The sequence below is a fragment of the Nonomuraea sp. NPDC049709 genome (genome assembly GCF_040674815.1).
In the GTDB taxonomy this organism is placed as follows: domain Bacteria; phylum Actinomycetota; class Actinomycetes; order Streptosporangiales; family Streptosporangiaceae; genus Nonomuraea.
Window position 1 is genome coordinate 59826 of record NZ_JBFANM010000009.1, and the last position, 13109, is coordinate 72934.

10 protein-coding genes are annotated in these 13109 nt (G+C 73.7%); 5 read left to right on the top strand and 5 right to left on the bottom strand.

The genetic code is table 11. From position 1 onward, the window contains the following. Positions 1 to 37: 37 nt before the first annotated feature. Genes AB0J69_RS10940 through AB0J69_RS10950 form a run of 3 tightly spaced genes read left to right on the top strand, consistent with a single transcriptional unit; the run spans position 38 to position 4046 of the window. On the top strand, positions 38 to 1069 hold the full coding sequence (locus AB0J69_RS10940; protein WP_364115269.1) for a substrate-binding domain-containing protein: 1032 nt from the start codon (positions 38 to 40) through the stop codon (positions 1067 to 1069). Positions 1070 to 1115: 46 nt separating this feature from the next. After that, positions 1116 to 2117 carry a hydroxyacid dehydrogenase gene (locus tag AB0J69_RS10945; RefSeq protein WP_364115271.1) on the top strand — a complete coding sequence of 334 codons (1002 nt, stop codon included), beginning with the start codon at positions 1116 to 1118 and terminating at the stop codon, positions 2115 to 2117. 48 nt (positions 2118 to 2165) lie between these two features. Beyond that, a complete protein-coding gene (locus AB0J69_RS10950) occupies positions 2166 to 4046 on the top strand; it encodes a serine/threonine-protein kinase (protein WP_364115273.1) in 1881 nt (626 codons plus the stop codon). A gap of 12 nt (positions 4047 to 4058) precedes the next feature. On the opposite strand, the gene AB0J69_RS10955 is transcribed toward AB0J69_RS10950, so the two are convergent. The 3 genes from AB0J69_RS10955 to AB0J69_RS10965 all read right to left on the bottom strand — a co-directional run bounded on the left by AB0J69_RS10955 (position 4059) and on the right by AB0J69_RS10965 (position 9273). Further along, a complete protein-coding gene (locus AB0J69_RS10955) occupies positions 4059 to 8099 on the bottom strand; it encodes a protein kinase (protein WP_364115275.1) in 4041 nt (1346 codons plus the stop codon). Positions 8100 to 8196: 97 nt separating this feature from the next. Further along, positions 8197 to 8751, bottom strand: coding sequence for a GNAT family protein (locus tag AB0J69_RS10960; protein ID WP_364115277.1), 555 nt, complete (start codon positions 8749 to 8751; stop codon positions 8197 to 8199). Between the two features lie 12 nt (positions 8752 to 8763). After that, the gene (locus AB0J69_RS10965; protein WP_364115279.1) at positions 8764 to 9273 is read right to left on the bottom strand and encodes a shikimate kinase; all 510 of its coding nucleotides are present in this window, start codon (positions 9271 to 9273) and stop codon (positions 8764 to 8766) included. Positions 9274 to 9311: 38 nt separating this feature from the next. Here AB0J69_RS10965 and AB0J69_RS10970 point away from each other — a divergent pair, with 38 nt between their 5' ends. Both AB0J69_RS10970 and AB0J69_RS10975 read left to right on the top strand, forming a co-directional pair. Then, complete coding sequence (locus AB0J69_RS10970; RefSeq protein WP_364115281.1) at positions 9312 to 9593, top strand: hypothetical protein; 282 nt, start codon at positions 9312 to 9314, stop codon at positions 9591 to 9593. Between the two features lie 13 nt (positions 9594 to 9606). Next, the gene (locus tag AB0J69_RS10975) at positions 9607 to 9990 is read left to right on the top strand and encodes a ChaB family protein (RefSeq protein WP_364115283.1); all 384 of its coding nucleotides are present in this window, start codon (positions 9607 to 9609) and stop codon (positions 9988 to 9990) included. A gap of 192 nt (positions 9991 to 10182) precedes the next feature. Here the strand turns inward: AB0J69_RS10975 and AB0J69_RS10980 are convergent, their stop codons facing one another. Then, on the bottom strand, positions 10183 to 12012 hold the full coding sequence (locus AB0J69_RS10980; protein ID WP_364115285.1) for a transketolase: 1830 nt from the start codon (positions 12010 to 12012) through the stop codon (positions 10183 to 10185). An 80-nt stretch (positions 12013 to 12092) separates the two neighbouring features. Then, on the bottom strand, positions 12093 to 13106 hold the full coding sequence (locus AB0J69_RS10985; protein WP_364115287.1) for an SDR family oxidoreductase: 1014 nt from the start codon (positions 13104 to 13106) through the stop codon (positions 12093 to 12095). Positions 13107 to 13109 lie beyond the last annotated feature (3 nt).

Genomic DNA, 13109 nt, shown 5'->3' on the forward strand with positions numbered 1-13109 from the left:
AAGCTAGGATCGGGATCACCATCCCGAAGGAGCTTCCGTGTCCGTCGATCAGCGCCACAGGCTCATCCTCAGCCGGGTACGCGACCGCGGCTCGGCCCGGCTCGCCGACCTGGCCGAGGAGCTGGGCGTCTCGGCTGTCACCCTGCGCAGGGACGTCGAGCACCTCGCCACCCGCGGCCTGCTCACCCGGGTGCACGGCGGCGTCACGCTCCCGGCGGAGGCCCGCGCGCCCGCCCTGGCCGGCCCGCCCCCGACCATCGGCATGCTGGTCCCCACGGCTCACTACTACTACCCGGGCGTGATCAAGGGGGCCCAGGAGCAGGCGGCCAGGGCCGGGGCGCGGCTCGTGCTCGCCATCTCCCGATACGAGGCGGCCGAGGAGCGGGCCCAGGTGCGCCAGCTCGTCGAGGAGGGCGCCGACGGCCTGCTGCTGACCCCCAGCGGGGAGCCCGGCGGGTCGCGGGCGGAATGGCCGGCCGGGCTGGGCGTGCCCGCCGTGCTGGTGGAGCGGCGGGCCGAGCCGGCCGGACCGGCCTCCCACCTCGACTCCGTCGCCTCCGACCACGCCCACGGCGCCTACCTGGCCGTACGCCACCTGGCCGACCTGGGTCACCGCAGGCTGGCCGTCGTGGCCGCCCCCAGCCCCACCGCGCCGGGGATCAAGGCGGGTGCGCGGGCGGGCGCCGCGGCCCTGGGCCTGAACGCCCCGGGGCAGCTCGACATCGACCGCGCGCGGCCGCCGGAGCGACTGGTGGCCGACGTGCTGCGGCTGGTGCGCGACGGCGGCGCGACCGGCCTGCTCGTGCACAACGACGAGGACGCGCTCTCCCTGGTCAGGCATCTGAGCGCGGCTGGGGTGGACATCCCGGGCGAGGTGTCGCTGATCGCGTACGACGACGAGGTGGCCGCGTTCTGCTCGCCCTCGCTCACGGCCGTGGCGCCGCCCAAGGAGGAGGTCGGCCGGTGCGCGGTGGACCTGCTGCTCCGGCGGCTGGCGGAAGGCCCCGGCGCGGTGGTCCACCACCTGACCCTCCTGCCCGAGCTACGCGTACGCGAGTCGACGGCTTAGCTTTCGTTATGATCGGATTGATCGTATTGACGTTCGGGGGAGCGAAATGACGGAGAACCGGCCGAAGACCCTGCTCGCGATGGGGCCCGGGATCGCCTCCAGGCTCGTCACCGGCCCGGTGCGCGAGCGCCTGGTCGCCGTCGCCGACGTGGACCCCGGCCTGGTGGCCGCCGACTTCACGGACCCGGCCGTGGCCGGCGCGCTGGCCGAGGCGGAGGTGCTCTACACGAGCTGGCACTGCCCGCCCGTCACGGAAGAGGTGCTGGCCCGGGCGCCCAGGCTGCGGGCGATCGTGCACGCGGCCGGCAGCGTCAAGCACCACGTCACCGAGGCGTGCTGGCAGCGCGGCCTGCTCGTCTCCTCCGCGGCGGCGGCCAACGCCGAGCCCGTCGCCGAGTACACGCTGGCCGCCATCCTGTTCACCAACAAGCGGGTGCCGGACATCGCCCGGCTCTACCGGGAGCGGCGGGCGCCGCTGGACCTCGACAGTCTCTTCCCGGGGTTCGGCAACTACCGGCGCACGGTGGGCGTCATCGGGGCGTCCAAGATCGGGCGGCGGGTGATCGAGCTGCTGCGGCCTTTCGAGCTGGACGTGCTGGTCGCGGACCCGTACCTGACCGAGGATCTGGGCGTGCCGCACGTCGAGCTGGACGAGCTGTTCGGGCGGTGCGACGTGATCAGCGTGCACGCGCCCGCGCTGCCGGAGACCCGGCACCTCGTGAACGCCGCCCGCCTCGCGCGCATGCGCGACGGCGCCACGCTGATCAACACGGCCCGCGGCGCGCTCGTCGACCAGGACGCGCTCATCGCCGAGCTGGCCTCCGGGCGGCTGTACGCGGTGCTCGACGTCACCGAGCCCGACCTGCTGCCCCCCGGCTCACCCCTCTACGACCTGCCGAACGTGCTGCTCACCCCGCACATCGCCGGATCCCTCGGCGGCGAGCTGGCCCGCATCGCCGACCTGGCCGTGGACGAGCTGGCCAGATACGCCGCGGGCCTGCCCTTCGCGCACGGCGTGGCGGTCGAGGAACTCGCCACCATCGCCTGATCGATGCTCTGATGACGGGGGCCCCGGATCGGCCCTACGCTGCTCTGCATGCACAAACGGGTGATCGACGGCCGCTTCGAGCTCGCGGAGCGGCTCGGTGGCGGGGGCATGGGCCTGGTGTGGCGGGCCTGGGACGTGGCCCTGCACCGCGAGGTCGCGCTCAAGGAAGTACGCCCGCCGGACCCTTCGATGGACGAGCAGGACCCGGCCGGGGCGCGCGAGTTGCGGGCCAGGGTGCTGCGCGAGGCCCGCGCCCTGGCCCGGCTGAACCATCCGCACGTGGCCACGATCCACCACATCGTGGACCCGGGCGAGCAGGGCTACCCGTGGATCGTCATGGAGCTGGTCACCGGCGGCTCGCTGCAGGACCGCATCCAGCGCGGCCCCATGACCCCCACGGAGGCGGCCCGGCTCGGCCGTGAGGTCCTGTCCGCGTTACGGGCGGCGCACGCGGTCGGCATCCAGCACCGTGACGTCAAACCCGCCAACGTCCTGCTGCGCGAGGACGGCCGGTCGGTGCTGACCGACTTCGGCATCGCCGCCGTACGCGAGTCCACGAGCCTCACGGCCACCGGGTCGTTCATCGGCTCGCCCGAGTACATGGCGCCCGAGCGCATCAACGGCGTCGAAGGCGACCCGGCCTCCGACCTGTGGTCGCTGGGCATGATGTTGTACGTGGCGGTGGAGGGGCGGCACCCGCTGCGCCGGAGCACCACGCTGGCGACGCTGGCGGCCGTGCTCAACCAGGAGGTGCCGCCGCCGGAGCACGCCGGGCCGCTCGGCCCCGTGCTGTCGGCCCTGCTCGCGAAGGACCCGGCGGTCAGGCCGGACGCCGAGACCCTGGACCGGATGCTGGCGGCGGCCGGCGAACCGGGGGCCGTCACGCCCCCGATGCCCCAGGCGGGGCCGTACGCGCCCGGCCCCGCGATGACCCCGCCCCCACCGCACATGGCGCCGGGCCCGATGGGCTCCGGGCCGATGGGTCCGGGCCCCGTCGGCTCCGGGCCGATGGGCTCCGCGCAGATGGGGCCGGGCGCGGTCGGGTCCGGGCCGATGGGCGCGGGTCCGAGCGGGTCCGGGCCGTCCGGGCCGGTGCCGCCTGCGCACACCGTGCCACCGGGGCATGGCGGGCAGCAGGGGTACGGCGGGCAGCCGTGGCACCCCGGGCAGCCGGCCGCCGGGCACACGGTGCCGCCCGGCTACGGGGGAGCGCCCTCGTGGGGCAAGGAGCCGGTCTCGCATGCGGGCACCCTCAACACCCGCCGCTCCCGGCGCAAGGGCGTCAGGGGAGCGGGGCTGGCCGTGTCCCTCTCGGCGGTCGTGGTGGCGGGTGTGCTGGTGTGGCGGCTGCTTCCCCCCTCCGGGGACGACGGCGGCGAGCCCCAGGCCAACCGGCTGACGCTGACCGACGTGCCCGCCGCCACGGGGACCCCGCGCGCCTCCGCCACCGGCGAACCCACGGACGACACCGAGGAACCCGCCGAGGAGAACCTGCACACCCCCGCCGGGATCCGGAGCATGATCGCCAAGATGAAGCCGGCCATCGGCGGCACCAAGATCGTCAAGATGACGGTGTACCCGACCTACGCCTCCATCGACGCCCCGCTCAAGCGAGACCCGGAGCTCTACGACAGCTACGACTACCGCGACGGCGCGGTCTCCGGCTCGCGGACCGGCGGCAAGGTGGACACGCCGCTGGTGGACCTGGCCAAGTTCAACTGGGACGCCCTCCCCGCGCTGATCAAGAAGGCGAACAAGGACCTCGGCGTGCCCAAGCCCACCTCGCGCTACGTCATCGTGGACCCCGACTACTCGTTCGCCTCGACGCGGCAGGTGCTCCTGGTCTACGTCTCCGACGACTACCACCGGGGCGGCTACCTGGTGGCCAGCCCGCAGGGCAAGGTGCTCAAGCTCTACCCGGACAGCTAGGGGCCCCGCCTGTCAGCAGACGTCCTGGTAGCCGCTCTCCGGGATCAGCCGCGACCACTCCGCCCTGCTCAGCTGGCCGCCCGCCCTGGCGCACACCTCCTGCGCGGTCAGCGCGGGATCGACCGCGATCTCGCGTACGGTGCCGTCGAGCGCCACGCCGCGCAACCGCCGGCCGTCCTGGCTGAAGGCCGGCCCGGCGGCCCACGAACCCACCTGGCCGACCTCGCGCAGCGACCTGGTGTCCCACAGCGAGGTACGGGTGGCGTCGATGGCCAGCAGGCCGCCGTCCGGGGAGAAGCGCAGCTCGTCCACCGGGGCCGTGCCGGTCTCGATCGTGCCCAGCGGCACGCGCTCGCGTACGTCCCACAGCAGCACCCGGCCGCCCTCCAGCCCGAACGCCAGCCTGCGCCCGTCCGGCGAGAAGGCCAGCGCGGTCGCGGCCGCCCCGTCGCCGGCCCTGGCCGCCAGGACCAGCGGGGTGACCTGGCCGGTACGCAGGTCGAGCAGCTTGGCGCCGGCCGCCAGCGTCGAGCCGTCCGGGCTGAAGGCCAGCGCCAGGTCGCCCGCGCCCTCATACACCTTGATCCGCCGCCCCGTGCGCACGTCCCACGTCTCCAGGGTGTGGCCACGCGCGGTGGCCACCGTGCCGCCGTCAGGGGAGAGAGCCACGGCCGGTACGTCGCCGCCCGCCTCGATGGTGGTCACCTGCCTGCCGCCGGTCACCTCCCACACGGTCACCGGGTCGCCCGCCACGGCCAGCAGCCGGCCCGCCGCGTCGAAGGCCAGGTCGCCGGCGGCGGTGACGCGCCCCAGCTTCCTGCGCTCCTCGGTGTCGGTGAGCTCGATGGTGTTGCCGACCTCCTTGGCCGCGACGCGCCCGTTGCCGGAGAAGGCCGCGATGTGGCCGTCGTCGGACGGGACCGGCAGGCCGGCGACGTCGAGCGAGACCACCGAGCCGATGCCGCTGAGGTAGCGGAGGGAGTGGCCGTCGGCGGAGAACGCCAGGCCGTGGCCGGGGTCCTTCAGGGGGTAGGAGCCTGCCAGGCGGCGCTCGGCCACGTTCCAGACCCGTACCTCGCCGTCGCCGGGGAGGGCGAGCAGGTGGCCGTCGGGGCTGAAGACGAGCGGGCCGGCCGACGAGCCCGGGGTGGCCTCCAGCCCGTCCACCACCTCCACGCCCCATGCCCGGTCCTTCGGCTCCCCGGGGTCGCGCCCTTGAGACCGGCCTGCCTCCGGATCGCCACTGCCCAGCCGCCCCACCTGCGGCTCCCGCGTCTTCCCGCTGACCGCCCCGATCCCGCTGCCGTCGGCCCGGGTGGCGCTGTCGGCCCCGGTGGCCCGCCCGTCGACTCCGGTCGCACCGCTGTCGACTCCGGTCGCACCGCTGTCGGGCCCGGTCGTGCGGCTGTCCGCCGAGGTCGGGTGGCTGGCGTCTCCGGTTGTGCGGCTGTCCGCCGCGGTCGGGCGGGTGTCCGGGGTCGCGGTCGTCGTCCCGGGGTCTCGGGAACCCGACCGGGCCGTTCCGGTGGTGGCGCTGTCGGGTCCGGTGGCGCGGCCGTCGGGGCGGGTCGTCCCCGTGGTGCCGGTCGGGCGGGTTCGCCCGGCCGTGGGGGCGGGGTCGCGGGTGTCCGCGATGGTGGTGCGCGTCTCCGGTGGTCCCGCGTCGGCGGACGGGCCGCCCTTCACGCGGAAGGTCCGCACACGATCTGAGCCGGTGGTGGCGGGCACCCAGGTGTCGGCGGTCTGCGGTGCGGTCGCGCGCGGGCCCTGGGACGCTCCCGGGGTCGGCATGGCGACCACCCCGGAGCTCGGCGGCGCACCCGTGGTGGTGTCCGGGGCCTGGGGGGCGGCGGTGGCGCCAGGGTTCTGGGACGCGGTCGGCCGGGCCGCCGTGTCGGGTGGTGGTGCCGGGAGGGCGCTGGCCAGCACGTCGTTCGTGCCGGGGGGAGCGGGCGTGCCGGACGGGGCTGGGGCGTGGAGGGTGTTCGCCCGTCCCGTACGGGCCGCGTCCCTGGGGCCCACGAGCGTGACCCCGTCGCGCCCCGCCACCGCCAGCGTGGCCCCGTCGGGGCTGAACGCCAGGGCGGGCGCCGCCGCGTCCGCTCCCGTGAGCGGCTCGACCTGCACGACCCCCGTCCTGACCCGGCGCGGCACCAGCTCCCAGAGCTCGACCCGCCCGTTCAGGCCGGAGAGGGCCGCCCGGGTCCCGTCGGGGGAGAGGGCCACCTTCCGGTCGGTCACGTCGAACAGCACCCGCGTGCCCCGGTAGACCCGGGTCCGGTTCCCCCGGCTGATCGCGTAGACGGTCTCGGCGGGGGCCCGCCCGGTGGTCACGTCGAACGTCCGGCCGGCGGTCAGCTCGGCGTAGCGGCCGTCGTCGCTCAGCGCCGTGCTCCCCGCGGGCAGCGCGTACGACGCCACCCGCCGCCCCCCGGCCACGTCCCACACGGTGACGGAGCCGGTGTCCCACCGGACCAGCTCGTCCCCGCGCAGCAGGTAACGCGCCCGCGCGTCCGCCCCGGGGTCGGTGAACACCCCCAGCTCCGGCTGCACCAGCGACGCCTGCAACGCCGCCCGCGCCTCGAACACCGGCGACATCCGCCAGGCGGCCACGCTCAGCCGCATCGCCGTGCGCGGATCGGACGTCCGCATCGCCTCCGCCCTGGCGGCCACGGCGCGGGCGTCGGCGTCGATCAGCCGGCCGCGCAGGTCGTTCTGACCGTGCACGGACACGACCGTCATCGTCACCGCGACCGCCAGCACGCCCGCCACCGTCGCCAGCGAGGGGATCAGGAGCTTCCTGCGCTGCTTGGACAGGGCCACGCTGTCGTTGAGGAAGTCGCGTTCGAGCTGGTTGAGACGTACGTGGCGGCGCTTGGTCGCGGCCCAGCCGAGCGCCGTGTCCAGCTCCCGCCCCCGGAAGAGGTGGCTCCGGCCGCGCCGGTGCTCCGACCAGTGCCGGGCGGCCTCGCGGATGCGCCGGTGCACCGGCATGCCCTCGCGCTCGTCGGCCACCCAGCCGCGCAGCCGGGGCCAGGCGCGGTAGAGCGCGGCGCTGGCCGGGGCCACCCGGTTGTCGCTGACGGCCACGAGCTTGCCCACGGCGGTCTCGGCGGGTGGCACGCGTACGCTGCGGCGTACCAGCAGGCCGGCCTCCATGAGCGGGCCGAGCACGTCGCCCTCGTCGTGCGGGCTGTCGCCGTCGAGCAGGCGCAGCAGCAGCCCCGGCACCTCCTCCTGCTGGCGGGGCGTGAGGGAGAGGTAGGCCGCCTCGGCCACCTCGCCGAGCGACCGCGTCCGCGTGTACGCCTCGGGCGGCCGCAGCCCGGCCTCGCTCTCGACCAGCAGCTCGGCCGCCGCGGGCCGGTCGGCGGGATCCTTGGCCAGCGCCCGCCCCACCAGCTCGCACAGCGGGTCCGGCAGGCAGCTCAGATCGGGGTCGACGGTCAGCAGGCGGTGCATGATCCCGCCGAGGCTGTCACCGCGGAACGGATCGCGCCCGGTGGCCGCGAACAGCACCACCGCGCCCCACGCGAACACGTCGGCCGCCGCCTCGGCGGCCTGCCCGGTCAGGACCTCGGGAGCCAGGTACGTGCACGTCCCGCCCACCGGTGCGGCGGCCGGCAGCCCCAGCTCGATCACCTTGGGCCCGTCGTCGGCCAGCAGCACGCTCTCCGGGTTGAGCCCCCGATGGGTCAGCTTGGCCTCGTGCAACGCGGCCAGCGCGACCGCCAGCGCCCCGGCCAGCGCGACCAGCTCGTCACCCGCGTACGGCCCGTTCAGCTCGACCGCCTGCCGCAGGTCGGGCCCGTTCACGAACTCGCTCACCACGTAGGGGACGCCCTCGTCTGACCCGACGGCGACCACCTCCGCCAGGTGGCGGCAGGTCACCCGCTCGAACCGGCGCCCGACCTCGCCCCGCGGCACGGTGACGGCGAACCTTCGCCCCTCGTCGTCGTAGGCGTCGTAGACGATGCCGCGCCCGCCCGCGCCGAGCCTGGCCGACAGCCAGTAGCCGCCGAGCCTCTCGGGGTCACCGGGCACCAAGCGCATCGTCACTGATGCTTAGATGCACGACACCGCCCATTGGTTGTCCGGAATGACGCCACAGGTCCCCCGCGCGCCTCGGGGGACCCATGTGTCATGATCATTATGCCAGGCTCCGGGATCTCGCCTGCCAGTCCGGCCGGAGCACGGCCATGAGCACGGCGTCGTGCCACTCGCCGTCCCACAGCAGCGCGTCGCGCTCGACGCCCTCCTCGACGAAGCCGACCTTCTTGTAGACGTGCCGCGCCCGGTCGTTGAAGGCGTAGACGCCCAGCCGGATCCGGTGCAGCGGCGTCGTGCCGAAGGCGTGGTCGAGGAGCAGCTCGATCGCCTCGGTGCCGTAACCCTTGCCGAAGGCCCGGGGGCCGATCAGCGCGATGCGCAGGTTGCAGGACAGGTTGCCGGCGTCGAGCTCGTTGAGCACGATCTCGCCGACGAACTCGCCGTCCGCCATGATCGCCAGGTCGAGGCGGTCGGCGTGGTCGCCGCGGGTGGCGTACCACCGGCGCAGCCGCGCCTCGTCGAACTCCCCGTGCGAGCCGGTCAACCGGTGCACCTCCGGGTCGGAGACCAGCTCGATGAGGCCCGCGATGTGCTCGGGGCCGACCGGGCACAGCGTCACGCGCTCACCCTTCAGGGTGGGTTTCTCGGCGAACATCCCCTCTGGCTATCAGTCGCGATCAACCTCGGGCAAACCCATTTTCCGCAGCACCGCGTCCCGCACCTGCTCGGGGCTCATCACGCCGACGTCGCAGACCAGGTCCGCCACCGCCCGGAAGTACGGCTCGCGGCGGGCCCGCATCGCCGCCGGGGCGTACTCCGGGCGGTGCGTGCTGGTGCGCATCCGCTCGGCCAGCACCTCGTCGGCCGCGTCCACCCAGACCACGAACGCGGCGCGCAGCGCCTCGCGCACCTGAGGGCTCTCCACCGTGCTGGCCGCCGCCGCGATCACCTTCGGCTCGCCCGCCAGCCCGTCCAGCACGTGCTCGGCCTCGTACCGGTGCAGCGCCTCCTTTCCCTCCTTGGCGGCGATCGGCGCGGAGGTGCCGCCGTGCCTCTCCTCGAGGTACTGGTCGCTGTCGGTGAACGGCAGCCCGAGGGCCTCGGCGATCAGCCGGCCGGAGGTCGTCTTGCCGGAGCCCATGAGCCCGATCATCACGACTGGTTTGTTTTTCGACATGTGGATAGAGGTTCCTTCGTGTCAAGGAGGTAAATCTGATGACCATCGCCGGAAGCATCATCCTCATCATGCTCGGTGCGATCCTCACCTGGGCCGTCGAGTTCGACCTCGCCGGTCTCGACATCAACGTAGTGGGCGTCATCCTCATGCTGGGTGGTCTGGCCGGACTCCTGTTCGGCATATACAGGATCAGCGTCACCCGCAGGGCGGTCGGCCCCATCGACGAGCCGGTCCACCGCCACGAGGTCTACGAGGAGCCTGAGACCCGCCGGACCGCCGTGTACGAGGAGCGCCGCCACTACGACGAACCACCGCTGTAGGAGGTGAATCGACATGCCAGCCGTTGAAGAGCTGCCGTCGACCATCAAGCGTTCGCCCAAGAAGGCGCAGAACACGTGGATCAAGGCGCACGACTCGGCCGTCAAGGAGTACGGCGAGGGGCGGCGCGCGCACATGACCGCGTTCGCCGCGCTCAAGCACTCCTTCGAGAAGGTAGGCGACCACTGGGAGCCGAAGGCGCAGAAGGGGCCCTCGGACAAGGGCGCGACCGACCGTTCCGGCCGGACGGCCGAGGGCGTGGACGCCAACGCCAGCAAGGAACACCTGCAGGGCGTGGCCGCCAAGCTCGGCGTGCGCGGCCGGTCGAAGATGACCAAGCAGGAGCTGGTGGGTGCCATCAAGAAGGCGAACAGGAAGGCCACGGCGAAGTCCCGCTGACCGTCGCGCGGCCCGCCGCGCGAACCGTGGCAGGGACCATGGCGCGGACCGTCGCGCTGATCAGAGGGCCGGCGAGCTTCGTCGGCCCTCATCCATGCCCGCCCGACGTCACTTCCGCGGAAATCACAGGGGAAGTCACAGGGGAAGTCACCGCAGGGGGAGTCACCGCAGGGGGAGTCACCGCGGGGGAAGTCACAGCAGCCGCTTGACGGCCTCGGCGATGGCGGCGCGGTCGATGCGGGCGTCGGCGAGCTGCTCCTCGGGGGTCGCCGAACCGGGCAGCCCCGTCACGGCCAGCTTCACCACCCGCGGCCCCAGCTCGCTCACCGCGTCCATCACCGCGTCGCCCAGCCCGCCCTCGATCCGGTGGTCCTCGACCGTGATGAGGTTGCCCGTGGTGGTGGCCGCCTCGACCAGCACGGCCGTGTCGACGGGCTTGATCGAGTACAGGTCGATCACCCCCACCGGGATCCCGGACTCGTGCAGCTCGTCGGCCGCGGCCAGCGCCTCGTGCACGGTCACGCCGGCGGCCACGATCGTGGCCCGGTCGCCGGGCGTGTGCCGCAGCACCCGCGACCCGCCCACCGTGAACCGCTCACCCGGCTGGTAGATCACCGGCGTGTCCCCCCGCGTGGTCCGCAGGTACGACACACCCTCCAGGTCGGCCATCTCGGCGATCAGGGCGGCCGTCTGGTTGGCGTCGCACGGGTAGAGCACGGTGCTGCCGTGCACGGTCCGCAACATGGCCAGGTCCTCCAGGCCCATCTGCGACGGGCCGTCCTCGCCGATCGCCACCCCGGCGTGCGAGCCGACCAGCCGGATGGAGGCCCGGCTCACGCCGGCCATCCTGATGAAGTCGTGCGCCCGGGTCAGGAACGCCGCGAACGTGGCCGCGAACGGCTTCCAGCCCCGCACCTGCAGCCCGATGGCGGCCGCCACGAGCTGCTGCTCGGCGATGTACATCTCGAAGAACCGCTCGGGGAACTCCTTGCCGAACGTCTCGGTCTTCGTCGAGTCCGCCACCTCGCCGTCCAGCGCCACGACGTCCCCCCGGGCGGCGCCGAGCGCCGCCAGCGCCTCCCCGTACGCCGTGCGCGTCGCGACCTTCTCGCCCACCGGGTAGGAGGGCAGCTCCATCCCGTTGCTCTCGAACCGGTACGGCGCGGACCCCTGCTCGGGCCCGTGCACCTCGACCCGCACGGTCCGGGCCCCGCCCAGCTCCTCCACGGCCTTGTCCGGATCCTTGAGCGCCTTGCCGTGGGCGCCCTCGCGGTTCTCGACCTCGAGCACCCCTTCGCCCTTGCGGGTCTTGGCCAGGATCACGGTCGGCCGCCGGCGCGTGTTGCGGGCGTCGCTGAGCGCGTAGTCGATCTGCCCGGGATCGTGCCCGTCGATCTCGATCGTGTGCCAGCCGAACGCCCCGAACCTGCGCGCGTAGGCCCCCGTGTCCCATCCGTGCCGGGTGGGCCCCCGCTGCCCGAGCCGGTTGACGTCCACGATCGCCGTCAGGTTGGCCAGCCCCTCGTCGCCCGCGTGCTCGGCGGCTTCCCAGATGGACCCCTCGGCCAGCTCGCTGTCACCGCACAACACCCAGACCCGGTACGGGACCCGCTCCAGCCGCCCGGCCATCGCCACCCCCACCCCGACCGGCAGTCCCTGCCCCAGCGAACCCGTGGCCACGTCCACCCAGGGCAGCCGGGGCGTGGGATGGCCCTCCAGACGGCTGCCTCTTCGCCGGAACGACAGCAACTCCTCGTCGCTGATCACGCCGGCCGCCTTGTAGAGGGAGTAGAGCAGGGGAGAGGCGTGCCCCTTGGAGAAGATCAGGTGGTCGTTGGCGGGGTTGTCGGGGTCGTCGAAGTCGTAGCGGAGGTGGCAGGCGAACAGCACCGCCATCAGGTCGGCGGCGGACATGGACGAGGTCGGATGGCCGGAACCGGCCTCGGCGGCGGCACGTACGGAATCGACGCGCAACTGCGCCGCCAGTTCGGCCAGGTACTGAAGATCGCGTTCAGGCATCATGACCTCCTCGAGACGGTTTCTGCCCCGCCTACCCCGACGCCCGCGCTTAACTCGGCGCGGGCGCCCCGGGAGAAGGGGGGTCAGGAGCGCCTGAGGCGGCGCAGGGCGGCGATGCCGGCCGCCGCCACGCCCCCGGCCAGCGACAGCAGGACCGGACGGCGGTGCTGGGAGAGCCAGAGCTGGGGGCTGCGGGCGTGCGAGCGGTGGTCGAACGAGCCGTGGGCGCCGTAGTCCTCGGACTCGTCGGCCGGCTCCCACAGGTTGGACACGCCGCTGGGCTCCTTCTCGTCCGTGAGCTGGGACTGCACGCCGGTCCTGGCCAGGTAGCGGTCCACCAGGGCCGGGGCCACGCGCTGGGCCAGGAGGGTGGCCGCCGTGCTGATGCCCACCCAGTACTCCTTGCGCTCCGGGTGCTCGGCGGCGTACACGATGGCCCTGGCCGCCACCTCGGGCTGGTAGATCGGGGGAACGGGCTGGGGGTGCCGGCGGAGCTTGGACAGGACCCAGTCGAACTGCGGGGTGTTGACCGCCGGGAGCTGCACGAGGGTGACCTGGACGTTGCTGCCGTCGGCCATGAGCTCCGTGCGGACCGACTCGGAGAAGCCCTTGATCGCGTGTTTGGCCCCGCAGTAGGCCGACTGCAGCGGGATGCCGCGGTGTGACAGGGCCGAGCCCGTCTGGACGATCGCGCCGGCGTTGCGCGGGCGCATGAGGTCCAGGGCCACCTTCGTGCCCCAGACGTAGCCCAGGTAGGTGACGGCGGTGGTGCGTTCGTACTCGTCTGGGGATATGTCGGTGAATTTCGCGAACACGGAGGAGAAGGCGGTGTTTATCCAGACGGATATCGGGCCCATCTCCGTCTCGATGCGCTCGGCCGCGTGCCGTACCTGCTCGTAGTCGGCCACGTCGGCCTCGTAGACCTGGCCGGTCCCGCCCTCCGTACCGACGTCCACGGCGGCGGCGCCCAGGCCGGTCGTGCCCCGGGCGATCAGGGCCACTCTGGCACCCCGCGCGCCCAGCTCGCGGGCGACCGCGCGCCCGACCCCGCCGCTCGCTCCTGTCACCACGACTACCCGCCCTCGAAGTGGTGCCATGCC

What these genes read in the sequence shown, in the direction of transcription:
- AB0J69_RS10945 (WP_364115271.1), top strand. Translation starts at nt 1,116, where the DNA reads ATGACGGAGAACCGGCCGAAGACCCTGCTCGCGATGGGGCCCGGGATC.
- AB0J69_RS10950 (WP_364115273.1), top strand. Translation starts at nt 2,166, where the DNA reads ATGCACAAACGGGTGATCGACGGCCGCTTCGAGCTCGCGGAGCGGCTC.
- AB0J69_RS10955 (WP_364115275.1), bottom strand. Translation starts at nt 8,099, where the DNA reads ATGCGCTTGGTGCCCGGTGACCCCGAGAGGCTCGGCGGCTACTGGCTG.
- AB0J69_RS10960 (WP_364115277.1), bottom strand. Translation starts at nt 8,751, where the DNA reads ATGTTCGCCGAGAAACCCACCCTGAAGGGTGAGCGCGTGACGCTGTGC.
- AB0J69_RS10965 (WP_364115279.1), bottom strand. Translation starts at nt 9,273, where the DNA reads ATGTCGAAAAACAAACCAGTCGTGATGATCGGGCTCATGGGCTCCGGC.
- AB0J69_RS10970 (WP_364115281.1), top strand. Translation starts at nt 9,312, where the DNA reads ATGACCATCGCCGGAAGCATCATCCTCATCATGCTCGGTGCGATCCTC.
- AB0J69_RS10975 (WP_364115283.1), top strand. Translation starts at nt 9,607, where the DNA reads ATGCCAGCCGTTGAAGAGCTGCCGTCGACCATCAAGCGTTCGCCCAAG.
- AB0J69_RS10980 (WP_364115285.1), bottom strand. Translation starts at nt 12,012, where the DNA reads ATGATGCCTGAACGCGATCTTCAGTACCTGGCCGAACTGGCGGCGCAG.
- AB0J69_RS10985 (WP_364115287.1), bottom strand. Translation starts at nt 13,106, where the DNA reads ATGGCACCACTTCGAGGGCGGGTAGTCGTGGTGACAGGAGCGAGCGGC.